This window comes from Hoeflea sp. Naph1 (assembly GCF_046837775.1).
In the GTDB taxonomy this organism is placed as follows: Bacteria; Pseudomonadota; Alphaproteobacteria; order Rhizobiales; family Rhizobiaceae; genus Hoeflea.
In genome coordinates this window covers 26,879-52,500 of the sequence record NZ_CP177286.1, presented here as the reverse complement: position 1 = coordinate 52,500, position 25,622 = coordinate 26,879, and the positions used below count along the sequence as shown (strand labels likewise).

The window sequence follows — 25,622 nt, the reverse complement described above, 5'->3', positions numbered from 1 at the left end:
CGCCGAAAATGTACCGGGGCTAAAGCCATGCACCGAAGCTGAGGATGTGCAGTTTACTGCACGTGGTAGCGGAGCGTTCTGTAAGTCTGTGAAGGGAGACCCGTGAGGGCTCCTGGAGATATCAGAAGTGCGAATGTTGACATGAGTAACGATAAAGGGAGTGAGAGACTCCTCGCCGAAAGACCAAGGGTTCCTGCTTAAAGTTAATCTGAGCAGGGTGAGCCGGCCCCTAAGGCGAGGCCGAAAGGCGTAGTCGATGGGAACCACGTTAATATTCGTGGGCCTGGTGGTAGTGACGGATCTCGTGTGTTGTCTTTCCTTACTGGATTGGGAAGGCAGCGAAGAGGTTCCAGGAAATAGCTCCACCGTATAGACCGTACCCGAAACCGACACAGGTGGTCAGGTAGAGAATACCAAGGCGCTTGAGAGAACTGCGTTGAAGGAACTCGGCAAATTGCACGCGTAACTTCGGAAGAAGCGTGACCCTTGTTTACGCAAGTAGATGAGGGTGGCACAGACCAGGGGGTAGCGACTGTTTATCAAAAACACAGGGCTCTGCGAAGTCGCAAGACGACGTATAGGGCCTGACGCCTGCCCGGTGCTGGAAGGTTAAGAGGAGAGGTGCAAGCTTTGAATCGAAGCCCCAGTAAACGGCGGCCGTAACTATAACGGTCCTAAGGTAGCGAAATTCCTTGTCGGGTAAGTTCCGACCTGCACGAATGGCGTAACGACTTCCCCGCTGTCTCCAACGCAGACTCAGTGAAATTGAATTCCCCGTGAAGATGCGGGGTTCCTGCGGTCAGACGGAAAGACCCCGTGCACCTTTACTATAGCTTTACACTGGCATTCGCCAAGGCATGTGTAGGATAGGTGGTAGGCTTTGAAGCATGGGCGCCAGCTCGTGTGGAGCCATCCTTGAAATACCACCCTTATCTTCGTGGATGTCTAACCGCGGTCCGTTATCCGGATCCGGGACAGTGTATGGTGGGTAGTTTGACTGGGGCGGTCGCCTCCGAAAGAGTAACGGAGGCGCGCGATGGTAGGCTCAGACCGGTCGGAAATCGGTCGTCGAGTGCAATGGCATAAGCCTGCCTGACTGCGAGACTGACAAGTCGAGCAGAGACGAAAGTCGGTCATAGTGATCCGGTGGTCCCGCGTGGAAGGGCCATCGCTCAACGGATAAAAGGTACGCCGGGGATAACAGGCTGATGACCCCCAAGAGTCCATATCGACGGGGTTGTTTGGCACCTCGATGTCGGCTCATCGCATCCTGGGGCTGGAGCAGGTCCCAAGGGTTTGGCTGTTCGCCAATTAAAGCGGTACGTGAGCTGGGTTCAGAACGTCGTGAGACAGTTCGGTCCCTATCTGCCGTGGGTGTAGGAATATTGATAGGATCTGTCCCTAGTACGAGAGGACCGGGATGGACGTATCTCTGGTGGACCTGTTGTCGTGCCAACGGCATAGCAGGGTAGCTATATACGGAATGGATAACCGCTGAAGGCATCTAAGCGGGAAACCAACCTAAAAACGAGTATTCCCTGAGAGTCGTGGAAGACTACCACGTTGATAGGCTGGGTGTGGAAGCGCAGTAATGTGTGAAGCTTACCAGTACTAATAGCTCGATCGGCTTGATCGTTCTCATTGCTTGTGCTCATCGAAACAGACTTCGGTGTGCCAGCGATTGTGTTCATAAAACTAAAGGGACTAGCCTCCCGCCAGCTTCTCAATCAACTTGCACATGTAGCCATGTGCAATGTTGCGCTTTGCCGACCTGGTGGTCATGGCGGGGCGGCTGCACCCGTTCCCATTCCGAACACGGCCGTGAAACGCCCCTGCGCCGATGGTACTTCGTCTTAAGACGCGGGAGAGTAGGTCGCTGCCAGGTCTGCAAAGCGCAACACATATCTTCTCAAACTTACGAAACTTGGAACTACCGCGGGTCGCAATCGCGGCCCGTTTTTTGCTTTCTGCCTCGAACTCATTCGTTCAAGGCTTGTCGCGGGGTGGAGCAGCCCCAGCCGAACCGCAGAGGCCAAAGGCCTTGTGGACCGGCAAACAAAACCGGGCATGCCCGGAAGCTCAAAATTTATCGCGGGGTGGAGCAGCCCGGTAGCTCGTCAGGCTCATAACCTGAAGGTCGCAGGTTCAAATCCTGCCCCCGCAACCACTGAAACTTGTAAGTCCTGCCATTCTCGGCGCTTGCCCTCAAGTTCCTCCGCACAAAGCGCGAGGAACTTTTTGCGTTTGGGCTCCGTGTCAAGAACGCCCTTGTCGATCAGGTTGTGGAACTCGTACTCCTGAGCCGTCCGGAATTCCGCTTCCATCGCCTTGATCGTGTCCATCGTTGCTGACCTGCCCCCCGTTGGTCCCTCATTCATAACGAGAGTCTGCGGGTTGGATTTTGGTATTCGTCTTCATCGTCTGGTGCAAGCGCGCCGGGCGCGGAGCCCTCAAATTGCTCAAGCGCTCGGCGCGCTTGCTGCGGTGTCTGGTTGCCGAGCGACGAGTGTGGCCTGACGGTGTTGTAGTCGTATCGCCAAAGGGCCAACTTTCGCCGGGCATCGTCCAAGGTGCCGAAGATCTCCTCGTTCAACAGCTCATCGCGTAGACTGCCGTTGAATGACTCGATAAAGGCATTCTGCTGCGGTTTTCCGGGGTCGATGTAATGCCAGGACACCTCGTTCTTGTCCGCCCATTTCAGGATGGCGCGACTGGTGAACTCGGTCCCGTTGTCACTGACAATGCAACCGGGTTTGCCATAGATCCTCACCAGCGCGTCCAATTCCCGCGCCACCCGCTCGCCCGAGATACTGGTGTCGGCCATCAAGCACAGGTTTTCGCGGCAGCAATCGTCGATCACCGCCAGGATGCGGAACTTGCGTGAAGCGCCGAAGCTGTCCGACAGAAAGTCCAGCGACCACCGCGCATTTGGGCGCGCCGCCTCTGGCATCGGTGTGCGTGTGCCACGGGCCGCTTGCGGCCACGTCGTCGCTTCACCGAGAGCCCTTCCTCGCGGTAGATGCGGTAGAGCTTCTTGTGGTTCATGGTCATCCCCTTGCGTTTCAGCAGGATGCCGAGCCGGCGGTAGCCGAACCGACGCCGCTTGCCAGCAATCTCCTGCATTTCCTTGCGGATCTCCGGACAATCCGGCGGGCGTTGGCGCCGGACTGTCTTTGGATCGACACCGACAAGCCTGCAGGCCCGGCGCTGCGAGATGTCGTGATCTCGCAGCGCCCTGAGCGCTGCCTCTCGCCGCTTGGTCAATGTCGTCAGTTCTTTCCCAGCAGGTCTTTCAGCACGACGTTGTCCAGCATGGTATCGGCCAGCAGGCGCTTGAGCTTCGCATTTTCGTCCTCCAGCGCCTTCAACCTGGCCGCCTCGGACACCTCCATGCCGCCATACTTGGATTTGAACTTGTAGAACGTCGCCGGGCTGAGGCCATGCCTACGGCACACCTCTGCCGTCGGCATCCCCGCCTCTTGTTCCTTGATCATCCCGATAATCTGCGCCTCGGTAAAACGGCTCTTTCGCATTCGTCTGCTCCTTCAAAGTTGGCGCAGACTCTACATCACGGTGAGGGATTTCGCGGGGGGCAGGTCAGCTTCAAGGTGCTTCCGCGCCGCTGGGGTGTCGAACGTGGAGTTGCCCCCTGAAAGTGGTCCACCAACTGGGATAGATTATCCCTCAAATTGGAGGATCAGCGATGGCTGGAAAACGAGAGAAGCCGGAAGAGATTGTATTGAAGCTTCGGCAGGTTGAAGTTCTGCAAGGGCAAGGTGCGACGATTGCTGACGCGGTGCGCCAGATCGGCGTGACACAGCAGACGTTTTATCGATGGCGGAAGCTCTATGGCGGGATGCAGCGATCTCAACTCACTCGGCTGAAAGAGCTGGAGAAGGAGAACCAGCGGCTTCGGCGGGCGGTGTCTGACCTGACACTGGACAAACTCATCCTGACCGAGGCGGCAAAGGGAAACTTCTAAGCCCTTCGCGTCGTCGCAAGTGCATCGACCATGTGAGGCGGGAGCTTGGCGTATCGGAACGCCGCGCCTGCCGCACGCTCGGACAACACCGATCCACACAGCGCAAGGTGCCACAGGGCCGGGCAGATGAAGAACGGCTGACCGATGATATCATCGAACTGGCCGACAAGTACGGGCGCTATGGGTATCGTATGGTCACCGGTCTGCTGAACAACGCGGGCTGGCAGGTAAACCATAAGCGGGTTGAGCGCATCTGGCGGCGTGAAGGGCTGAAAGTGCCACAAAAGCAGAAGAAAAAGGGGCGGCTTAGGCTGAACGACGGATCATGTGTGCGTCTCAGACCGGAACGGCCAAACCACGTCTGGTCCTACGACTTCGTCCAGGATCGAACCGCTGACGGCCGCGTCTATCGGACGCTGAATATCATCGACCACTGCCCGGCAGGCGTTTGCTTGCAAACGGCGAGAGGGAATACACCAGGGAGGCACTCATGATCCGCGTGGACCGCAAGCTCAACTCAACGGACGTGCTGGATGCTCTGACAGACCTATTCATCCTGCGCGGCCCGCCGGAATACATTCGGTCGGACAATGGGCCGGAATTTATCGCCCAGAAAGTGCGGGATTGGATTGCAGCTGTTGGAGCCAAGACGGCCTACATAGAGCCAGGCTCACCATGGGAGAACGGATACTGCGAAAGCTTCAACGCCCGGTTCCGCGACGAGCTGCTGAACGGCGAAATCTTCTACAGCCTAAGGGAGGCGCAAATCCTGATCGAGCAATGGCGTATCCACTACAACACCGTCAGGCCGCATAGCGCTCTGGGCTACCGCCCGCCCGCGCCGGAAAGCATTGTCCCGATGGACCAGACGCCCATGATGCACTAACAATCAAACCGGACCACCTGATGGGGGCACGCCAAGTCCCGCAGGTTGGCGAAGGGCTGAGAGAAATCCTCCAGCGTTCAACAGCATGGCCCCTCATAGCCCATATCCTCATCCTAATGCGGCACCTGGCAAGGTACTTCCATAATTGGAAAACTTTTGAATCGGACTCTCAAAGACGAACTGCTCTGCTAGGTCTTGTTCTCATCATTGCCCCTTGCTCGGGCGAGCCTCATCAAATGGCGGCTCGACTACAGTGACAGTCGACCGCACTCACAACTCGGATGGCAAACACCAGACGAGTTGGTCACCACCTTCAACCCGCTCCAGGAACTGGCGTTGCGCAAAATCGAACGCTACGCGCCATCGCCCGCCGCATCAACCGTCTGTCAAGGCAAAAATAACGCCGGAAACGAACTCAACGCTGGATAAAAGCTGGGGGCAAGGCCACCGCGCGGAGACTATTTCAGCCACTCACTAGACATTCACCGACTTGGATCACTGCTGGTTTGCTGTTGGACATGTCCTTTATCAGCAAAGAATGCGCTCTTTTCCGAGATCGTTTTCCGCAACTCATGCACGAAAGATTCGATTAATTGAGATCGTGGACGGTGTGCGGGATATAGGAGCCACATCTCAAATGTAATTGCAGGACGAAAGGGTCGAATTACTATTTCGGCAGGTGAGATTTCGGCAGCAGTAAACGGATCGACGACGGACACGCCCGCCCCCATTGCTACAAGGCGACACGCGACGGCCGAAAGATTGGTCTCCAATTGGACACGGCGCTGCACACTCCCGTGATCGACGACGGACCTGATGATCTGCTCGGCATGATCTTCGCGTCCAAGTCGGATGAACGGTACGCCAACCAGATCCTTTGGGGTAATTACGGACTTGGCTGTTAGTGGATGACCCAGCGGAAGAATGCAGACGGCACTCACGCGGGTCAGCTCTTCAACCACAACAGATGGATGGTCAACGCGGAGTAAAGAGATGCCGAGGTCGATCTGCTGCCCGAGCACCCAGTCTGCAATCTTGACGGACGTTCGCACATGCACTGTTAAATCAACGTCAGGTCGTTCAATCGCGAATCGTGCGATAAGATCTGGAACTACCCGCAGACCGAGACTCGGAAGGCAACCGAGTCGCACGCGCCCTGCGCGTTTCTCACGCAGACTATCTGCAAATCGGTCAATGCGATCCATCCCTTGGTAAACTCGCTCGATCTCTTCGAACAGCAAGTGTGCTTCTGGTGTCGGAACCATGCGCTGCTTTTCTCGTATGAATAAGGGCAGCCGGATGGAGCGCTCCAACTCGGAGATCAATTTGCTCACGGCGGGCTGAGAAATGCGCATTCTGTTGGCGGCAGAAGTCACGCTGCCAGCCTCGATGACAGCCCGGAATGCCTCGATTTGCCGTGGTTTCATGTTGACCTCATAAGGTTCAGTTATGAACTGGATCGTATAATGAATTTGACGGAATGACCTAGCGCACCTTTATATGTCCGTGAATAGCCCATTCACTATCAGTAGAGTTCCGATGCATCGCCCCACCACAATCATAACGTCCGAACACGTCATTTACCATTTCGACGCCACGATGGAGGCCAAATGGCGGGTCAAAGCCGGGGATTTGATTGAGATTCGCTGTCCTGATGGTGTACATGGCCAAATAAGGACTGAGACAGATCGTTACAAGGCGGTCGATTACGATCATGTGAACGATGCGGTCGGGCCAATTTTCGTTGAGGGTGCAGAGCCCGGGGACCGCCTGGTTGTCGACATCAGAGATATCCAGATCCCACAAAATTGGGGCTACGTTCTCCTGATCCCGAACTTCGGATTGCTGAAGGGGAATATCGAGGATGCCAAGACGAAAATCGTCGCCATCCAAGATGGACATGTCAATTTTGGTAACCTTCGCATTCCACTTGATCCGTGCATTGGCACGATCGGTGTTGCACCGATCGAAGGTCGGTACAATACCGTGATTCCGTTCGATCATGGGGGCAACATGGACACGACTGCTATCCGAGCCGGCGCGCGCGTCCACTTTCCTGTCAACCAGGTGGGCGGGCTCATCGCTATGGGTGACGCTAAAGCAGTTATGGGTGACGGAGAAGTATGTGGCACTGGCGTCGGTGTCCCCATCAACGTCTTTGCTCGCTTCGAGATCATTAAGGGCAAGCGCCTGCCGCGTCCCATCATAGAGACAGCAACCGAATGGCAGTTCGTAGCCAGCGCCGAGACGCTTGAAGCAGCTTGCAAAGTAGCCAACGAAGACATGATCGCAGCGATCTCCCGGGTGCACGGTAGCAGCTGGGAGGAAGCATACATGCTGAGCAGTCTGGTTGGGAACTTACGTATAAGCCAGGTTGTCGATCCGCTGATGACAGTACGAATGGCCATAGACAAAAAATATCTGCCGACCATCGACTAAGTATGTTCCACAGAGGGGGAGAGAAAATGAGCGTTCGAATTCATATGACAACCGTGGCGTTTGTCACGCTATGCAGTCTCGGTTCCACTACCGCTACGATATCTGCGCAGGAGGCTCGGCAAATGACAATCGCCTGCTACGCAGCGGGCATTCAAGAATATATTGAAAGTGACGTTCTCCCGGCCTTTGAGAAGGAGTACAACGTCAAGGTTTCTTATCTGCCTGGCGTCTCGTTGGCGACCATATCCAAGTTGCAGGCGCAGAAGAGCAGTCCTCAGATTGACATCGCATGCCTTGACGACGGCCCGCGCGAACAAGCCAAGGCCATGGGATTGCTGCAGGCAACTGATCCGGCAAAGATGCCAAATCTCGCCAATGTTTATGACGCAGCCAAGATGCCGGACAATATCGGCGTGAGCTGGGCCGTATTCGGTGTAGGTATCGTGTACAACCCTGAGGCATACAAGAAGGCCAACTTGGCGCCGCCGAAGTCGTGGAATGATCTGTCGCTGCCCGAACTAAAAGGCCATGTCATTGCTGACACTATCGGCTCCACCTATGGGCTCGACCTCCTTATCATGCTGGCGAAGGCCAATGGAGGTGGTCTGGACAATATGGATCCAGGTTTCGAAAAGATGAAGCAGGTGGCCGAAAACATCCCGGCCTTCGGAACAACTGCCGACTTGAGCCCGTACTTCCAGCAAGCCGACGCATGGGTAGGCGTTTGGACAAATGGAGAAGCTAACGGTTACCGAACCAAGACTGGTTTCCCGATGGAGTTTGTCTATCCCACTGAAGGTGCTCCGGCGCTCTTCGCCACTGCCAATGTAGTCAAGGGTGCTCCCAACGCAGACCTTGCGGATGCGTTTTTGAATTACCTGGTTGGGAAGGAAGCGCAGCAGGTGGTCGGTGAAAAGATAGGATTTGGCCCGGTCAACAGTGCAGTTGTATTGCCGCCTGAGCAGGCAGCCAATGTTACCTACGGAGCAGAAGCGGCCAAGAGCTTGGTACAGCTCGACTGGGCCGTCATAAACGAGAAGCGCCCAGAGTGGACTGATCGCTGGAATAGGGAAATCGAGCGCTAAAACGCCGATCCTTACCGCTGCGCAGCCTTTGTTGCTCTGTGCTCTTATCCATCGGCCAGTGCAAGGCCGATGGACTCTCATCTTGAAATCGTGACCATGAATTATATTGAAATCGACGACCTAAAGGTCCGCTACGGTGATTTCCAAGCGTTGAGTGGCGTGTCTTTCAACGTGGCCGAACGTGAACGTATTTGCTTGCTTGGTCCGTCCGGCTGCGGGAAGACAACGACGTTGCAAGTTATGGCGGGGTTCGTTGTGCCTGCGAGCGGCGAAGTGCGACTTGCCGGTCGCAGCCTGATCGGACTGGCGCCGGAAAAGCGCAACATCGGAATAATGTTTCAGAATTATGCACTCTTCCCGCACATGACGGTTTTTGAGAACGTCGCATTCGGGCTCAGAATGCGTAGCGCTTCGAACGCGGAAATCAAGCAAGAGGTAATGATTGCTTTGGAGCGCGTGAAGCTGGCGCATGCAGCGGAGAAAATGCCGAGCATGATGTCCGGTGGCGAGCAGCAACGCATCGCGTTTGCACGCGCCGTGATTGTAAAGCCCAGTCTGCTTTTGCTTGACGAGCCATTTAGTAATCTTGATGCGCGGTTGCGTCAGGAAATGCGTGGAGAGTTACTGGAGATGTTGGCCGGCCTGCCAATCGCTACCATTATGGTTACACACGATCAGGAAGAGGCCATGGCGATTGCCGATCGCATTGTTGTCATGCGGGCCGGCCACATTGAGCAAATCGGCACACCGAGCGAAATCTACGATACACCGAGGAGCTTGTTTGCAGCCCGCTTCATTGGCGACAGTAATACATTCTCAGGCAAGGTGGTGTCGACTGATGCAGATATTGCCGAGATCGAGGTGGGTGCGCTTGGTCGAGTTCGAGGCAAGAACCATGGGCTGAACACGGGCGCAAACGCTGAAGTTTTGGTACGACCGCAGCGAGTAATAATTGCGGAACCCAAATCGGCAAATACCCAACAGAACAGTGTGCCCGCGACAGTTGAGCGCGTGCTGTTTCTCGGTCACCGTACAGAGATCCATGTACGCCTCGACAACGGGTTCAAATTCGTCATCTGGGCACCGGACCACAATCGGACGGATGTACAGCCAGGCGCATCGGTGATGCTCGTCTGGAACGTGGCCGACACCTTCGCTTTTCCTGGCGGGGCTTGAAAATGCAGCTTGACGTAACAAGGTTGAAGAGTTGGCTGGCACTGGCGCTGGTGCCGCTAATCGTCTTCGCGGTTATTTACGTGGCGCCTGTGCTTCAGCTTTTTTGGCTGAGTCTCAGTCGGTTTGATCCGTCCTCTGGGATCGTGCCTGCAGTCGATCCGAGCTACTACGTCGAATACCTGACAGACAGCTACTATCTCGGAATTCTTGGTCGAACAGTGATTGTCAGCGTTGCGACGACTTTCATAACCGCCATTTTAGCTTATCCACTCGCATTGTATTTACTGGTCAGTACGGGTTGGCGGCAGACTTGTCTGTTCATTGTGCTTGTCTTGCCACTGGTTACGAGCAGCATTGTGGTTTCCTACGGATGGCTGATCTTGCTTGGTCAAAAAGGCCTTGTGAATGACGTAGTGATTGGAATCGGACTTGCCTCGGCACCCCTGCAGCTAATGTACACTAACACAGGAATTGTTGTCGGACTTACGCATGTTCTGCTGGTTTTCATGACCCTTTCGGTCGCCGCATCTATGCAGGGCATTGATGCTAATCTGGCGAAAGCCGCACGCAGCCTGGGCGCCACATCCTGGACCATCTTTCGCACGATAACCTTCCCGCTCACCTTGCCAGGACTGCGTACCGGCTGCCTTTTGGTGTTTTCGCTCAGCATGAGTGCCTATGCGACACCGGTATTGATCGGCGGGTCGCGCTTGAAAGTCCTCTCATACTTGATCTATCAACAGAGCTCCAGCCTGCTGAACTGGCCATTCGCCGCCGCGATGGCGGTTATTCTCCTCGCAAGCACGCTAGGCATCGTCGGCCTAGTACGTTTCTACGAGTATGTTCGCAAGAACACGGCACTTCACAGCGCCGATTCAGTCATTGAGGCGAGCCGATGAGTTATCGTCCTGATGGCACCTATAGTGCGTTCGGTAGGGTCAAACGTGGAGCGCTCGCCGCTTACGTCATGCTCGTTGCTGTATTTTTGATCGCCCCAATCGTGGCAATCACGCTCGGCTCACTTACAGACAGCAACTACGTTTCATTTCCGCCACAGGGTCTTACCCTAAAATGGTATGCGGCTATCTTCTCGAAGCCGGTCTATCTAAAGGCGCTGCTGCTCAGCCTCATCATTGCTTTTCTATCAGCAACTGCGGCCAGTGTGATTGGAGTTTTGGTCGCGTTTGCTATGCACCGCTATCCAACGCGGCTCAATATACTGCTACAGGCCTTCGTTCTTACCCCGGTGATGCTGCCGTCCATTTTTGTCGGCTTAGCCTTTCTTATCGCCTACACGCGCATGGGCTTTGGCGGCAGTCCGTTAGGCCTGTTCGCAGCACATGTCGTGGTGGCAACGCCCTTCGCCGTATCTCTGATTCTCATCGGCGTAGGCGCTGTGAATCCGGCTCTGGAGATGGCCGCTCGCAGCTTGGGCGCATCACCATGGCGCGCCCGCCGACTGATCACATTGCCCCTTGTTGCCTGGAGTATAACAGCCGGCTGGGCCTTTGCCTTCATGATGTCTTTCGGCAGTCTTGAGGTTTCGTTGTTTCTCAATACGCCAGAGACAGTCACACTTCCGGTTGCTATTTATACATCCCTTGAATGGTCCCCGCTTGACCCCATGCTGACTGCTATCTCATCGGGCCTCGTTATAGTCACACTGATCGTGCTGTTATTGCTCGTACGGACGGTCAAGATCGACCAACTTATGAAGCGGAATGGGTCGTGAGCACACACTTCGACTTCGTGGTGATCGGGGGCGGGCTCGTCGGCGCGGCACTCGCGCGCGGCATTGCGCGCGAAAACCTCCGGGTCTGCGTCCTTGATGAAGGTGATGTGGCTTATCGCGCTTCGCGCGGTAACTTCGCCTTGGTGTGGCAGCAGAGCAAAGGCATTAATATGCCTGCCTACGCCAATTGGACGCGTCGTTCTGTAGAACTCTGGCCGGCGTACGCGGAACAATTGCAGAATGAGACCAATATCGACGTCGCGCTTCAGCAAGACGGAGGTTTCCACCTGGCACTTTCAGATGCCGAGTTGGAGCGCCTTGTTTCGATCGCTGAGCGTGTGAATGGCCAAACAGGGGTCAATCCTTACCCTTATAGCGTCCTGAATGGCGACGAGATCCGAAGAAGGTTGCCAGGAGCGGGCCCGGATGTTGTTGGCGGCACCTACTCGCCGCTCGACGGTCATTTGAACTGTCTCCGACTTTATCGGGCAATGCATAGGGCGCTGATTGCGGCTGGGGTCGATTATCGTCCAGGCAACAGGGTAGTTCGCATCGACTATACGGACAGTTTTTCGCTGTCCATCGAGGGCGGTGGGCAAATCAAAGCACGACACATCGCTCTCGCCGCAGGTCTGGACAATGCTAGGCTTGCGCCTATGGTCGGGCTTTCGGCACCAGTTCGCCCGCAGCGCGGTAATATCATTGTCACCGAAAAGGTAGCCCCATTCCTCAAGATACCTGTCCAGACTGTCCGACAAACGGATGAGGGCAGTGTCATGATCGGAGATTCCCAGGAAGAGAGCGGCCTATCCGAAGATATAAACAATGGAATCATGGGCGTGATGGCAAGACGTGCTGTCCGAATGTTTCCGGCCATCGCGGATCTCAATATCGTGCGTATGTGGGCATGCCTTAGAGTGCTCAGCCCCGACGGTTTTCCAATTTACGATCATTCTGTGACCCATCCAGGTGCGTTTGTAGCCACATGCCACAGCGGTGTGACGCTGGCTGCCGTACATGCGGCAGTGCTTGCGCCTCACATGGCGCACGGCAGACTGCCACCAGAAGCTAAATCATTTAGTGCCAGGAGGTTACATGTTTCGAAGACTGACTGAAGCCGACGGCGCTCTTGTATCGCTGACAATCAACGGCGTCACCTGTGACGGTCGCGCGGGTGACAGCGTGGCGGCCCTACTCCTCGAAAAAGGATATGCAGCCTGCCGCACAAGCGCAGTGTCAGGAAAACCACGCGGTCCATATTGCATGATGGGGGTCTGCTTTGAATGTCTGGTCGAAATAGACGGTGTCGCCAACCGACAGGCGTGCATGTTACAAATCGCTGAGGGAATGGACGTCAAGACGGGAACTGGGCGCCGCAGGGTAACACCATGAATAGGCTGTCTGACGTCGAAGACCTGCCACCACGCTGTGACCTTGTGATCATTGGTGCGGGGCCGGCAGGCCTCGCCGCAGCTATCGCCGCTTCGAAACACGGACTGCAGGTTCTAATTCTCGACGAGAACCCGGAGCCAGGCGGGCAGATCTATCGTGGACTCGTTTCATCGCCTCCCTCCCGGAGGCGGCTGCTAGGGCAGGATTATGAACGCGGGGACGTGCTTCTCTCCGGCCTCGAGGAAAGTACTGTTTCCTATCTCTCTGGTGCGTGTGTATGGATGACATCACGTGATCTGGAAGTAGGTGTCTCCAAAGATGGTGCGAGTCGGATCTTTAGCGCAAGGCATATCCTTATCGCCACCGGCGCGCTTGAGCGCCCTTTTCCAATTCCCGGCTGGACGCTCCCGGGAGTGTTGACCGCGGGTGCTGCACAGGGCCTTCTCAAAAGCTCGGGTCTGGTGCCGGATGGTCGTTTTGTGCTGGCCGGCACCGGACCCCTCCTATGGTTGCTCGCGTACCAGCTGATCGCAGCGAAAACGCCACCCGTTGCGATCCTCGATACCACACTACCGGCGACGCGAGTTGGCGTTCTGACTGCCTTGCCCTCCTTCCTTGGTTCGCAATACCTGCTTAAGGGGCTGCAGTTGAAGCGGAAGGTCCGAAGTCAGGTACCCGTGATTTCAAGAGTGACCGAGTTGAGAGCTATTGGTGATACGCGGTTACAAAGTGTTGCCTACCGAACAAAGGGCGGTCAGTCCAAGACGATCGATGTTGAGTATCTGTTTTTACACCAAGGGGTTACGCCTAACATAAATATGGCGAATGCGGCAGGCTGTGATATGATGTGGGACAATGTCCAACTCTGCTGGAAGCCGGCCACTGATGCTTGGGGACGCAGTAGCGTGCCCGGTATTTCCATCGCCGGCGACGGGGCGGGTATCATTGGGGCCGAAGCTGCCGCGTGCCTCGGAAAGCTCTGCGGCTTGGACGCCGCGACGAAATTTGGTCTGATCACTGAAGCCGAGAGAAAGAGGCGAGCTGCTCCGACACGCAGCACGCTCTCTGGCTATGCACGGGGAAGACGCTTTCTAGATACGCTGTTTCAGCCATCTGCGAACTTCCGCAGAGTAAATGATGCGACGATTGTTTGCCGGTGCGAGGAGGTGACCGGTCAGCAGATCACGGAGACTGTCGCAGAACTCGGCGAGGTCGGGCCCAACCAGCTTAAATCATATCTTAGATGTGGCATGGGACCGTGTCAGGGAAGGCTCTGTGGGTTGACGGTAACGGAGATGATTTCGGCACTGCGGGACATTCCGCCATCCGAGGTTGGCCATTATCGTTTGCGGTTCCCGATCAAGCCGGTGACTTTGGCGGAAATTGCCACACTGCCGCATGATGAAGATGACGTTCGAGCGGTGATTCGCGAGTGATCCATGACTGATGTTATCGTCATCGGCGGTGGGATCCACGGCTGTTCAACGGCCTTCCATCTCGCCCGTCTCGGCATCAAGGTTTGTCTTATCGAAAAAGATACGATCGGCCGCCATGCGTCAGGCGTCAATGCCGGTGGCGTTCGCCAGATCTTTCGGGCACTTCCCGAAATCCCACTTAGCGTGGCAGCGATGCGGATGTGGGAAAGCATCGATGACCTGCTCGAAGACGATTGTGGCTTCGCTGCGCAAAGCCATCTGTTCGTCGCCGAAAATGAAACGGAACTGCGCAAGCTCCAGTCACGTCGCGAGACAGTCGTTGAGGCTGGCTTCGAGCACGAGGAACTGATCGGGGCTACCGAGCTGCGGCGACTTGTTCCAGCGCTGGCCAGTCATTGTGTAGGAGCGCTGATTTCTCGCAGCGATGGGGCGGCATTACCGTTCCACACTATGCAGGCATTCTTGCGGCAGATGCGACTGCGCGACGTCGACATAATTGAGAACGCCCAAGTTACCGGATTCCGTCGACAAGCATCAGTCTGGATTGTCGAAACAAGTGCCGGCGATTGCTTTCGCGCTCCGGTGCTTGTTAACGCGGCGGGCGCTTGGGGATCCAAAATTGCTGCTCAAGTTGGCGAGCGTGTCGATATGCAAGCTGTTGCACCTATGTTGATGATTAGCGAGCGTATGCCTTGCTTCCTTTCTCAGATCATCAGTGCGGTAGCGGCGCCATTGTCCTTCAAGCAATTCGCAAACGGAACAGTGTTAATCGGTGGAGGTTACGAGGGGCGCGTTCATTTGGAGACCAACCGCACGGACCTCGATTTCCGTAAACTTTCGCGGAATGCAAGAACAGTTTTCGATCTGTTTCCGCTCATGAGACCCGCGCGAATTGTGCGCGCATGGGCAGGTATCGAGGGACGAACGAGCGACGGCATCCCGGTAATAGGCCGAAGCGCAACGGAGTCGGGATTGTTTCACGCCTTCGGTTTTTCGGCGCATGGGTTCCAACTCGGCCCCATCGTGGGGGCGATCGTAGCCGATCTTATCGTCAATGGGACCAGTGACATTCCCATTGGTGCTTTCTCCATTCAACGGTTCAAAGCGAATAACAGTACTATTCGTCCGCCAACAAACTCCATGCTGATCTAAGCGTAAAGTTATGGGAATATCATGACGTCTGCTGTATACAATTCTCCTCAGTCGATTGGCAAAGTTGGTGACCCATCTTGGTGGTTCGCCGATGCTATGTCTCTTGAACAAGAATTCGCGCCATCGACGGCGCTGACAGGAACGCTGTCGGTGGATGTGGTAATCGTCGGAGGCGGCTATACAGGTCTTTGGACTGCGCTTGCCTTGAAGGAGCGCCGGCCATCTCTTTCCATCGCCTTAATCGAAGCATCGCTATGCGGATCCGGAGCCAGTGGCAAAAACGGCGGAAAGGTTCATGGCTATTGGGCGTCGCTTGCCGGTATGGCGAAGGCGATTGGCGATGATGCAGCGCTCTCGGTTGCACGCGCTGGTACTGTTGCACAAGATGCAATTCGCAGTTTTGCGACAGCGCCGGGCCGTGATGTTTGGTGGCGGGAGAGCGGCAACATGCGCGTTTCAGCCTCCACTGCACAGGATACCAAGATCAAGTTAATGGTTAGTGAAGCACGTCGTCTCGGTGTACCGGATTCTGCCCAACAGCTGACGTCGGAAGAGGTCGCCTCGCGATGCAAATCCCCCGTCTTCCGGGGTGGTGTATTTCTGCCCGAGGGCGCAAATTTGCACCCGGCACGTCTGGCGCGTGCCCTGCGCAAGGCAGCTATCAGCGCAGGCGTGCACCTGTTCGAGAATACTCCGATGACGGCGCTAGACAAAGGGAGCATCAACCGGGTTCGGGTTCCTGCCGGGGAGATTTTGGCGCCAGAGGTCGTTCTTGCCACTAACGTGGAGTTGGCAGGGCATCCACAGATGCGCCCGTACGTCAGCGTTTTTTCAAGCTACGCACTGATGACGAAGCCGGCGCAAGAACAACTTGCTACAACCGGCTGGACGAGCAACGAGGGCATTGCTGACCTCAGAATGTTCGTCCACTATTTTCGTAAAACTCCCGACGGCCGAGTTCTGATGGGCAGTGGCTCTGGTCCGATCAGCTATGGTGGCGATACATCTTTATCTGCATTGCGACTGGATGCGGCGAGCGCTGCGCGGGCCGAGCGCGGGCTACGACGACTTCTGCCTGCGTTGTCGTCGGTTGACGTCGAAAAAAGTTGGGGCGGCGCGATCGATGTGTCTGCCGACCGATTGCCAATGTTTCGCACCATTCCCGGGACGCGCATCCATCTTGCATGCGGCTATTCAGGCCATGGCGTCAACCCGACGTATATAGGAGCGCAGTGTCTCGCTTCACTTGTGCTCCGCGAAAAAGACTCTTGGGCGTCGTTGCCGCTATGTACGCGTGAAGTACCCAAATTTCCGCCGGAACCTTTTCGTTTTGTGGGCGGCAAACTTATACGCAGAGCGATTATCGCCAGCGAAGAGGCCGAGGAGCTTGAGCAAGTGCCGTCCAACATAACGCGCGCCGTCGCCGCCTTGCCGCGAATTTTAGGCATGAAGATCGGAACGCGATGAAATCCACAAGGTTGAAGCTGTTTGATGGCAGGAGCTGAGCGTCTGGAAAGCAGCCCTGCATCCCATCAGGCGGATGAGAGCGAGTGTGTCTGGTCTTCTGTGTAATTGCTTTTTGATTCATGCTTCCTGAGAGGAGTAAGGACGAAGACGCTAAGGAACTTCTGGACGAACTTCTAAAGGGCTGCGGGTAGCCTGAGGACCTACTCAGCGATGCCGGACTGGTGAAAAACCGGCCAATGGGCGGAGTAAAACCAGGCCACTTTTGGCGCACGCATGAGACCTCCGGAAGGGCGTCGCCCGAGCGGGGGTCTCATGCGTGCGTGGCGATTTTGAGAGGGTTTCAGCCGGCCTTGCGGGCGCGGCTTTGAGCGAGACGATAGCTGTCGCCGTTCATCTCAAGGATGTTGGCGTGGTGGGTGACGCGGTCGAGCAGCGCGCCGGTCAGACGCTCGGATCCGAGCGTTTCGGTCCATTCGTCAAACGGTAGGTTGCTGGTGATCAGGGTGGCTCCGCGCTCGTAGCGTTGCGAGATCAGTTCGAACAGCAACTCTGCACCAGTCTTTGAGAGCGGCACGAAGCCCAGTTCATCGATGATGAGAAGCTGGTTGGCCGCCATCTGTTTCTGGAGCCGCAACAGACGCCGTTCGTCGCGCGCTTCCATCATCTCGCTGACCAGGGCGGCGGCTGTGGTGAAGCCGACGGATAGGCCCTTTTGGCAGGCGGCCAGGCCGAAACCAAGCGCGACATGAGTCTTTCCTGTACCGCTGGGTCCGAGCGCAATCACATTCTCGCGACGCTCGATCCACTCGCAGCGGGCCAGTTCCATCACCTGCATCTTGTTGAGTTTAGGGATAGCGGCGAAGTCGAAGCTGTCGAGGCTTTTGACTACCGGGAACCTTGCTGCCTTGATGCGGCGTTCGACCTTGCGTCGGTCCCGTTCGATCATCTCCCTCTCGGCAAGCCGGGTCAGGTATCCGGCATGATCTCCGCCCTCGGTGGCGCATAGCCGAGCCAGCTTCTGGTACTCGCGCTGGAAGGTCGGAAGCTTCAGGGTTTTGAGATAATGGGAGAGCAGGATCTCCAGGACTTCGGTGCTCATGCCGCTTCTCCCGCATCCGATGACAGGAGGCGCATGTAGGCCTTCGCCGACGTCGTCTCGACCGTCGCCCTCGGCAAATACGGGTAGATGGACAGGTCCAGTCGTGGCGGCCGGTGCTCCACCCGGCACATGATCAGATGCTTGACTGCATCGAAGCCGATCGCTCCGAGCTGTAGGGCCTGCTTCACTGCCGCATGCAGATCGGCGAGTTCGAAGCTCTCCAACAGGCGCAGGACCTGCACGTACTCACGCCGGCCATGCTTCGCCATGCGGCCTTCCATCAACCGTCGCAGCGTGGCGAATTCCTCGGGCAGGTCCCAGCCCTGGAGGGGCGCTGCCTGATCCAGCGCATTGATCTTCTGCTCGATCAGCGGCAGGTAATGCAGGGGATCGAAGACGACGTCTTCTCGTTCCCAGCTTCGGGGATGGCGAGCGATGATCTCGCCGCGGCAGCCGATCACCACTTCATCGACATAGCCCCGTACCCAGATATCCTGATGGCCATAGGCGACCGGGACGGAATAGTCGTTGGTCTTGTAGCGAACGAGCGACTGAGCCGTTACCTTGACGCCGGCCTGATCACACGCGTCGAAAGGCGATGCCGGTAACGGGCGCATTGCTGCCAGATCACGTTGCACCCGTTCTCCGATCGTCTCGTTCTCGCCGCGCAGCCTGTCTCGCTGGCGCTTGCGGCATTGCTCCTCCAGCCAGATGTTAAACGCTTCCCACGTCGGAAACTGCGGGATCGGAACCATGAAGTTGCGCCTGGCATAGCCGACAAGCCCCTCGACACTTCCCTTGTCGTTGCCTTTGCCGGGACGGCCGTAGCGATCCCGGATCAGGTAGTGGGACAGGAAGCCGCTGAACAGTGTTGCCCGCTTGCGTGTGCCATCGGGCAGGATCTTCGCCACCAGGCAGCGATCATTGTCGTAGACGATCGATTGCGGAACGGCCCCGAAGAACGCAAACGCATGCATGTGGCCATCGACCTAGGCCTCCGATACTGCTGCCGGATAGGCCCGTACATAGCAGCCGTCACTGTGCGGCAGATCCAGCACGAAGAAGTGCGCCTTGCGCTCCACGCCGCCAATCACCACCATCGCCTCGCCGAAATCAGCTTGAGCGTGGCCGGGTGGATGCGACAAAGGCACGAACACCTCCTGGCGGCGTTGCTCGCGCTCCCGAATGTAATCCTTGATGATCGTGTAGCCGCCGGTAAATCCGCGTTCGTCTCGAAGCCGGTCAAAAAACCGCTTGGCCGTATGGCGCTGCTTGCGCGGCACCTTCACGTCCTCATCCAGCCAATGATCGATCGTCGAAACAAACGCATCCAGCTTCGGACGCCGGATCGGCAACTGACGCTGATAGCCGGGCGGCGTCGAATACGACACCATCTTGGCCACGCTATCGCGCGATATGTTGAAATGCTTTGCAGCCTGACGCCGGCTCATTCCTTCACAACAAGCCAGACGGACCCTCAGATATGGTTCCACGGTGTAGATCCCCAACCCTCCTGCTGTCGTTGCAGAAGGAAAATAGGTGGCCGGGTTTTACGCCGCCCGAAGCGGGACTATCCCGCCGCTACCGTAGACTAATTTTGCACCGCCGCTCTCACAATCCCGGACAGTCGGTGAGCGATCCGCTCGGCACTCGTTTTCTCGCGTCGAGGCTTGATATTGGATCTGCTTTGGTCCTAAATAGGTACTATGATTGAGGCCGCATTGATCGAACAGTTGCGAAACGTATCGCTTGTCGGAAGCCGGGGTAGTGGGCCGCTCTACATCAGCCTCGCCCGGGAAATTGAAAAGCTCATAACCACGCAATGGCTGGTGCCAGGACAGGCTTTGCCGCCGGAGCGCGAGCTGGCAGAAGGCCTATCGGTTGCCCGAGTTACGGTCCGCAACGCGTACAAGCTACTTCTCGAATCGGGAGGACTTGAGGTCCGTCGAGGCAGCGGGACCTTTGTAGCCAGCCGGCCGGTGCACATCGAACAGCCGCTTTGGAATCTTTCATCGTTCTCCCAGGACATGAAACTGCGAGGCATGGAGCCGGGAGCGTGCGTTCTCGGTTCCTGTGCCCGCATGCCGTCATCCGAAGAGGCCCTCCTGTTCGGTGTCGGTCGCCGGGACATGATGCTCACGCTCGACAGGCTCAGGCTGGCCGATGGGCTCGCGGTGGCCGTTGAGCGCGCTGTTTTCCCACATCGCCTTACCGGGGGAGAGCAAATAGGTGAAGGATCACTTTATGATGTCCTGTCGCGTCACGGGCACCGACCCGTGCGTGCATTGCAGAAACTCACGGCAATGATTTTCGAACCCTTGGAAGCTGACCTGCTTGGCGTTCAGCCAGGCGCACCCTGTCTGCTGATCGAGCGGGTCTCGCGGAGCGCCGATAACCGGGTCGTCGAGCATACCCGATCCCACTATCGCGGCGATATCTATGATTTCGTCGCCGAACTGACGACAGGAGAATAAGCTTGGCTCAACCTTCCCTGATGCTGGCAGAGGCGAATGAATCGCCGGCCGCAGTCGCCCGTCTGTTTTCGAGCGAGGCCGAGGTGATCAGCGAGGTTGGCACATGGTTGCGCGACCAGCCGCCAGCCTTGGTGACGATGGCCGCGCGCGGTTCATCCGATCATGCTGCCACCTTCTTCAAATACCTGATGGAACTGTCGACCGGAATTCCGGTGGCCTCGATCGGACCTTCAGTGGCGTCGGTCTACCGGCGGCCGCTGCGCCTGGCCTCGGCGGTGCATTTCACGGTTTCCCAATCCGGCGCCAGCCCCGACATCGTCGCCCTGCAGGCGGCGGCAAAGGCCGGCGGCGCACGCACTGTGGCAATCGTCAACGTTGCCGACAGCCCGGTGGCACGCGAAGCCGACATCACCATCGTGCTTGGCGCAGGACTGGAAAAAAGCGTGGCGGCGACCAAGAGTTTCATCACCTCGGCAGCGACACTCGCGGCAATTGTCGGCGCCGCTACCCGGGACGAAGGGTTCAGTCGAGCGCTGGACGCGCTGCCCGAGGCCTTGGCCAAAACAGCACAGATCGACATGGGCGAACCGCAACAGATCCTCGCCGCCGCCCGCTCGCTCTATACCTGCGGCCGCGGCACAGCGCTTGGAATCGCCATGGAAACCGCGCTCAAATGCAAGGAAACCGCCGGGCTGCACGCCGAGGCATTCTCGATGGCGGAAATCATGCATGGTCCGCTCAGGCTGGTCGAACGCGGTTTCCCGGTCATCGGTTATGTTCAAGAAGACAGCGCCTTTGACAACAGCCGCGAAGCGATGGGCAAGCTGGCTGATCTCGGCGCCAGGACCATCACGTTTTCCTCAAAACTGGCCCCTGGCGTGTCGGTGATGGTGCCATCGACCGGCAACGGGCTGCTGGACCCGCTTGTGGCCTTGCTGCCTGCCTACCGGCTGGTCGAGGCGGTAACGATTGAGAAGGGACTGGATCCGGATCAGCCGGCAAACCTGCTCAAAGTAACGGAGACCATGTAATGACAAGGCAGGCCCTTATCGGCGCGCGGATTTTCGACGGAACCCGCTTTTACGATGACCATGCGCTGGTGGTGTTGGATGGCAAGATCGAAGCCGTCGTGCCGCAGGCCCAGGTTGCAACTGATTGTCAGCAGACCGAGCTTGCGGGCGGCGTTCTCGCCCCCGGCTTCATCGATGCCCAGGTCAATGGCGGCGGCGGCCGGATGTTCAATGACGATCCGTCGGCAGCATCTATGTACATGATTGCCGATGGCCATCGCCCGTTCGGCACCACCAGCGTGCTGCCGACGCTGATCACCGATGAAAGCGAAACAAGCGTGCGCGCCATTGCGGCAGCCGTGACGGCGGTTGCCGCAGACCGCGGCGTGGCCGGGCTGCATCTGGAGGGGCCGCATCTGGCGCCCGCCCGCAAGGGGACGCATCTGGCAAAATTCATGCGGCCGATGGAAGAGCGCGACGTCGAGCGGCTGAGGGCTGCTGCGGCGGAAATCGGCACGCTGGTTCTGACCGTCGCCGCAGAGCAGGTCACCGAACTACAAGTGCGACGCCTCAGTGAGGCCGGCGCGACCGTCTGCCTTGGCCACACCGATTGTGATGCGGTCGGCGCCCAGCGGCTGTTCGATGCCGGCGCACGCGGTGTCACCCACCTGTTCAACGCCATGAGCGGGCTTGGCCACCGGAAACCCGGCCTGGTTGGCGCAGCCCTTGATCATCCCGATGTCTGGGGCGGCATCATCGCCGATGGCCATCATGTCGACCCGCTGGCGCTGAGGATTGCGTTGAGGGCCAAACGCGGGCCCGGTCGGCTTTATTTCGTTACCGACGCGATGTCGCTTGTCGGTCAGGACGCCGATCACTTCACCCTCAACGGTCGCACCATCTGGCGCAAGCAGGGCGGCTACTGCTCACGCCTGGCACTTGAAGACGGCACACTTGCGGGCTCCGATCTGGATATGGCCTCGGCTGTTCGTTTCGGGGTCACCTATCTCGACCTTTCTCTGGGCGAAGCGTTGCGAATGGCGTCAGCCTATCCCGCTGACTTTCTCCGCTTGCGCGACCGTGGACGGCTGGCGCCGGGATTGCGCGCCGACCTGGTCCATCTCGGCGGGGACCTGCATGTGCGGCAGACCTGGCGGGGCGGCACACCGGCAGCGGGGAGCGCATGATGGGCAAGGCCGGTTTCCTGCTCGGCATTGATGCCGGGACATCGCGCTGCAAGGCCGCCGTGTTCGATGACGAGGGAAACCAGATCGCCACCGCGTCACGGCATACACCTCTCCAACGGCCCCATCCGGGCTGGAGCGAACTCGACCCGGACAACGCCTGGAACGCGGCGGTCACTGTCATCCGCGAAGCGGTGGAGAACGCCGGTGTGGACCCCACCACGATCCGCGCCGTCGGGATCTCGGCCGCTATGGTCGGCGCCTGGGTGCTTGATGCCAACGGCACGCCGCTCAGGCCCGGGATCGTTTGGGAGGATAGCCGCAGCCAGCCGATACTCGATGCGATGCAGGAGCAGGATCCCGCGATCATGTCGCGGATATTTGCCTCCTCCGGATCCGTAATGCAGCAGGGCTGCACCCTGCCGTTGCTGGCGTGGCTGAAACGCCATGAGCCGGACCTGATCGGCAAGGCGGCGCATGTTGTCAGTTACAAGGACTTTCTCCGCTTCCAGCTCACCGGGCTGATGGCGACCGACCGCAGCGAAGCCTCGGTGATCCCCGGCGACGCCCGGACCCGGTCGCGCAGTGACGAGATGATTGCGCTTTTCGGGCTTGCCGATTGCGCCCACCTGCTGCCACTAATTCACGATTCCGAAGAAATCATCGGTGGTCTCACGCCGCAGGCCGCCCAACTGACCGGATTGGCGGAAGGCACGCCGGTGGCTGTCGGGGCGGGCGACGTGGTCTCGACTGTGATAGGTGCCGGCGGTGTCGACACCGGAGTGGCAACCGCCGTACTCGGCACCACCTGTCTTGTCGGCGTGTGCCATGACCGGCCGGTGTTCGAACCCCGCGATCTGGGACTGTTGTTCTCGATGCCCGGAGATCTGTGGTACCGGGCCATGGTCAATGTTGCCGGCACGCTCAATCTCGACTGGGCAATCGGTGTGCTGGCGCCAGACCTTCAGGGTAGGGATGATTGCTATCAGCAGGTGACCGCGCTTGTGGACGCCGTGGCGATCGGCGCCAATGGCGTGAGCTACCTGCCATATCTCAGCGAGAGCGGGATCATCGCCCCGGTGGTGGCACCGCACGCGCGCGCGCAATTTTCGGGCCTGTCGCCGGCGCACGGGCGGGCGCACATGCTGCGCGCGGTCTATGAAGGGGTGGCGTTTGCGCTCTACGACCTGGTGTCGGCGCTCGGCTTTGACGACGGGTGCATCAAACTGACCGGCGGTGGCAGCCAGAGCCCGCTGTGGTGCCAGATGATCGCCGACATGCTGCAGAAGGAGGTGATCGTTCCCGCCGGGACCGAATTCGGGGCGCGTGGTGCAGCGCTGATTGCCGCCACTGCGCTGGGTGATTTTGCCGACATTCGTGCAGCCTCGATGTCAGCCACCGGCGAGGATTGCCGCTATCTGCCTTCAGCCGCTGTCGCCGACGACTACCGGCACGCCTATGCGCTCTACGCAGCCCGGCGCGACGCGCTGATTTCGGGAAAATAGCCTTGGCCTGAGGGGCGGCATGACAAAACTGTTGCAATTCTCAAATTGGTATATACCATTACAAAAGTGGACTATACCACGTGTGATTATTGCTGAGGCCTCATGAGCGAACCGACTGCCCCGGTCTACCGACGGATTGCCTCCGCACTGGAAGCGGATATCGCCGCGGGCAAGCTTAACGTCGGCGACAAGCTCCCCTCCGAGCGGGTGATGGCGGAAGAACTCGGCATCAGCCGGATGACCGCCCGCCAGGCGCTCCAGCATCTGACAGCGCGCGGCATTCTGGTAACGCGTACCGGCCATGGCACCTTTGTCGGCCGACCGGTGATCCAGCAGAAGCTGTCGACACTGAGCGGGTTTACCGAGGAAATCGAGCAGCAGGGACGTCACGCCTCGAGTGTCGTGATGGAATTCGGCGCTCACAAGGCCGACGACCTGTGCTCGGTGGCGTTGAATCTGCCGCTTGGAGGCGACGTCTACCGGCTGGTTCGGGTGCGTCTGGTCGATGGCGAGCCAGTAGCCATGGAGACCACGGAAATTCGCGCGAACGTGGCGCCGGGCCTGCTTGATGTCGCCGACTTTGCCAGTGAATCGCTCTACGCGATTTTGCGCGAGCATTACCATGTCTTGCCGGCATCGGCCGAGCAGACCCTGCAGGCAGCACTTTCCAGCCCGGCCGTCAGCCGCACGCTTCAGCTTGGCGAGCACGCACCTGTTCTCGAACTGACACGCCGCACCTGTGACGCCAACGGCAACCCGTTCGAATATGTGCGCTCAGTCTACCGCGGCGATTCCTTCGTCATGAAAGCAAACCTCACACTTGGAGCCAACGCGACCCAATGACTTCCATGACCGATGGCTATTTTGACAACGTGATCGAACGCCTGACGGCGTTGAAAACCGACATCTCTGCGCAGATGGAAGCCGCGGCAGATGCCGTGACTGCCGCCGCCCGCTCCGACCACCGGGTTTACATCTTTGGCACCGGCCATTCGCATGTGATGGCCGAGGAAATGCATTACCGCGCCGGTGGCCTCGCTATCACCGTGCCGATCCTGGCCGCGCCCATCATGCTGCACGAGGGCGCAATTGCAGGTACCGCCTACGAGCGGACCGAAGGCATCGTTGCGCCGATCATGGATCGTTACAATATTCGTTCTGGCGATGTGCTGTTCGTCATTTCCAATTCCGGTGTCAACGCAGCGCCGCTGGAGGCAGCCCGCATCGGTCGCGAAATCGGCTGCACCGTCATCTGCATCACCTCGGTCGCCTATTCGACCGCCAGCGCCGCCGGGCGCGAACGCCTTGCCGATCTCGCCGACATTGTGCTCGACAACGGCTCGCCTCCGGGAGACGCGGTGATGTCGGTGCCGGGGTCGGAGCTCAAGGTCGGGCCGGTGTCCACCGCCATCGGGGTGACGATCATGAACGCGATCTTTGTCGACGTCGCCGCCCGGCTTGCCGCCGACGGTGACGCGCCAATCTACCTCAGCGCCAACATGCCCGGCGCCAGGGAGATCAACCGGAAGCTGGTCGAACGGTTTCGGCCACGCAATCCGCATCTTTGAGGGAACAGGGCAGTTTTGCCTGCAAACGGGAGTTT

19 protein-coding genes, 1 tRNA gene, 2 rRNA genes and 3 pseudogenes (1 of these 25 cut by a window edge) are annotated in these 25,622 nt (G+C 58.0%); 21 read left to right on the top strand and 4 right to left on the bottom strand.

The annotated features are described in order from the left end of the window. From ACK6D9_RS00255 to ACK6D9_RS00245, 3 genes are all read left to right on the top strand, one after another. Positions 1–1,636 (top strand): 23S ribosomal RNA (locus ACK6D9_RS00255); it begins 1,171 nt to the left of the window's first position. A 134-nt stretch (positions 1,637–1,770) separates the two neighbouring features. After that, positions 1,771–1,885: ribosomal RNA gene (rrf, locus tag ACK6D9_RS00250) — 5S ribosomal RNA — on the top strand. 205 nt (positions 1,886–2,090) lie between these two features. Next, positions 2,091–2,167: transfer RNA gene (locus ACK6D9_RS00245), tRNA-Met, on the top strand. A gap of 207 nt (positions 2,168–2,374) precedes the next feature. On the opposite strand, the pseudogene ACK6D9_RS00240 reads toward ACK6D9_RS00245, so the two are convergent. After that, positions 2,375–3,533: pseudogene (locus ACK6D9_RS00240) on the bottom strand (IS3 family transposase). 170 nt (positions 3,534–3,703) lie between these two features. Between ACK6D9_RS00240 and ACK6D9_RS00235 the strand changes: the two are divergent. Together ACK6D9_RS00235 and ACK6D9_RS00230 are read left to right on the top strand one after the other, a co-directional pair. After that, positions 3,704–4,868: pseudogene (locus tag ACK6D9_RS00235) on the top strand (IS3 family transposase). Positions 4,869–5,063: 195 nt separating this feature from the next. After that, positions 5,064–5,297 (top strand): integrase core domain-containing protein, encoded by a 234-nt coding sequence (locus ACK6D9_RS00230; protein ID WP_412050197.1) that lies wholly within the window; start codon positions 5,064–5,066, stop codon positions 5,295–5,297. Between the two features lie 53 nt (positions 5,298–5,350). Here ACK6D9_RS00230 and ACK6D9_RS00225 read toward each other — a convergent pair whose 3' ends face one another. Then, positions 5,351–6,295 (bottom strand): LysR substrate-binding domain-containing protein, encoded by a 945-nt coding sequence (locus tag ACK6D9_RS00225; RefSeq protein WP_412050196.1) that lies wholly within the window; start codon positions 6,293–6,295, stop codon positions 5,351–5,353. A gap of 112 nt (positions 6,296–6,407) precedes the next feature. On the opposite strand from ACK6D9_RS00225, the gene ACK6D9_RS00220 reads away from it, so the two are divergent. The 10 genes from ACK6D9_RS00220 to ACK6D9_RS00175 all read left to right on the top strand — a co-directional run bounded on the left by ACK6D9_RS00220 (position 6,408) and on the right by ACK6D9_RS00175 (position 16,747). Beyond that, the gene (locus ACK6D9_RS00220) at positions 6,408–7,307 is read left to right on the top strand and encodes an acetamidase/formamidase family protein (RefSeq protein ID WP_412050195.1); all 900 of its coding nucleotides are present in this window, start codon (positions 6,408–6,410) and stop codon (positions 7,305–7,307) included. A 122-nt stretch (positions 7,308–7,429) separates the two neighbouring features. Further along, a complete protein-coding gene (locus ACK6D9_RS00215) occupies positions 7,430–8,392 on the top strand; it encodes an ABC transporter substrate-binding protein (protein ID WP_412050194.1) in 963 nt (320 codons plus the stop codon). 96 nt (positions 8,393–8,488) lie between these two features. After that, the gene (locus tag ACK6D9_RS00210; protein ID WP_412050193.1) at positions 8,489–9,568 is read left to right on the top strand and encodes an ABC transporter ATP-binding protein; all 1,080 of its coding nucleotides are present in this window, start codon (positions 8,489–8,491) and stop codon (positions 9,566–9,568) included. 2 nt (positions 9,569–9,570) lie between these two features. Next, positions 9,571–10,467 (top strand): ABC transporter permease, encoded by an 897-nt coding sequence (locus tag ACK6D9_RS00205; RefSeq protein WP_412050192.1) that lies wholly within the window; start codon positions 9,571–9,573, stop codon positions 10,465–10,467. Next, complete coding sequence (locus ACK6D9_RS00200) at positions 10,464–11,300, top strand: ABC transporter permease (protein ID WP_412050191.1); 837 nt, start codon at positions 10,464–10,466, stop codon at positions 11,298–11,300. Before ACK6D9_RS00205 ends, ACK6D9_RS00200 begins: the two co-directional genes overlap by 4 nt. Further along, a complete protein-coding gene (locus ACK6D9_RS00195; protein WP_412050190.1) occupies positions 11,297–12,415 on the top strand; it encodes an NAD(P)/FAD-dependent oxidoreductase in 1,119 nt (372 codons plus the stop codon). The genes ACK6D9_RS00200 and ACK6D9_RS00195 overlap by 4 nt, the downstream gene beginning before the upstream one ends. Then, positions 12,318–12,692: a (2Fe-2S)-binding protein gene (locus ACK6D9_RS00190; protein ID WP_412050189.1), complete on the top strand. Its 375-nt coding sequence runs from the start codon at positions 12,318–12,320 to the stop codon at positions 12,690–12,692. The genes ACK6D9_RS00195 and ACK6D9_RS00190 overlap by 98 nt, the downstream gene beginning before the upstream one ends. Next, positions 12,689–14,128, top strand: coding sequence for an FAD-dependent oxidoreductase (locus ACK6D9_RS00185; RefSeq protein ID WP_412050188.1), 1,440 nt, complete (start codon positions 12,689–12,691; stop codon positions 14,126–14,128). Before ACK6D9_RS00190 ends, ACK6D9_RS00185 begins: the two co-directional genes overlap by 4 nt. 3 nt (positions 14,129–14,131) lie before the next feature. After that, positions 14,132–15,280, top strand: coding sequence for an NAD(P)/FAD-dependent oxidoreductase (locus ACK6D9_RS00180; RefSeq protein ID WP_412050187.1), 1,149 nt, complete (start codon positions 14,132–14,134; stop codon positions 15,278–15,280). A gap of 21 nt (positions 15,281–15,301) precedes the next feature. After that, complete coding sequence (locus ACK6D9_RS00175) at positions 15,302–16,747, top strand: NAD(P)/FAD-dependent oxidoreductase (protein ID WP_412050186.1); 1,446 nt, start codon at positions 15,302–15,304, stop codon at positions 16,745–16,747. Positions 16,748–17,087: 340 nt separating this feature from the next. On the opposite strand, the gene istB is transcribed toward ACK6D9_RS00175, so the two are convergent. Beyond that, entirely contained in the window at positions 17,088–17,846 is a 759-nt protein-coding gene (gene istB, locus ACK6D9_RS00170) for an IS21-like element helper ATPase IstB (protein ID WP_412050185.1), read from the bottom strand. Further along, positions 17,843–19,297, bottom strand: a pseudogene (istA, locus tag ACK6D9_RS00165) (IS21 family transposase). Before istA ends, istB begins: the two are co-directional and overlap by 4 nt. A gap of 255 nt (positions 19,298–19,552) precedes the next feature. On the opposite strand from istA, the gene ACK6D9_RS00160 reads away from it, so the two are divergent. From ACK6D9_RS00160 to ACK6D9_RS00135, 6 genes are all read left to right on the top strand, one after another. Beyond that, positions 19,553–20,320: a GntR family transcriptional regulator gene (locus ACK6D9_RS00160; protein ID WP_412050184.1), complete on the top strand. Its 768-nt coding sequence runs from the start codon at positions 19,553–19,555 to the stop codon at positions 20,318–20,320. A gap of 20 nt (positions 20,321–20,340) precedes the next feature. Further along, positions 20,341–21,351 (top strand): SIS domain-containing protein, encoded by a 1,011-nt coding sequence (locus tag ACK6D9_RS00155; protein WP_412051883.1) that lies wholly within the window; start codon positions 20,341–20,343, stop codon positions 21,349–21,351. Then, positions 21,351–22,517 (top strand): N-acetylglucosamine-6-phosphate deacetylase, encoded by a 1,167-nt coding sequence (nagA, locus tag ACK6D9_RS00150; protein WP_322989880.1) that lies wholly within the window; start codon positions 21,351–21,353, stop codon positions 22,515–22,517. Before ACK6D9_RS00155 ends, nagA begins: the two co-directional genes overlap by 1 nt. After that, entirely contained in the window at positions 22,514–24,019 is a 1,506-nt protein-coding gene (locus ACK6D9_RS00145) for an FGGY-family carbohydrate kinase (RefSeq protein ID WP_412050183.1), read from the top strand. The genes nagA and ACK6D9_RS00145 overlap by 4 nt, the downstream gene beginning before the upstream one ends. A 102-nt stretch (positions 24,020–24,121) precedes the next feature. Beyond that, positions 24,122–24,862 (top strand): GntR family transcriptional regulator, encoded by a 741-nt coding sequence (locus ACK6D9_RS00140; protein WP_412050182.1) that lies wholly within the window; start codon positions 24,122–24,124, stop codon positions 24,860–24,862. Next, positions 24,859–25,587, top strand: a complete 729-nt coding sequence (locus ACK6D9_RS00135; protein ID WP_322989883.1) for an SIS domain-containing protein — start codon at positions 24,859–24,861, stop codon at positions 25,585–25,587. The genes ACK6D9_RS00140 and ACK6D9_RS00135 overlap by 4 nt, the downstream gene beginning before the upstream one ends. Positions 25,588–25,622 lie beyond the last annotated feature (35 nt).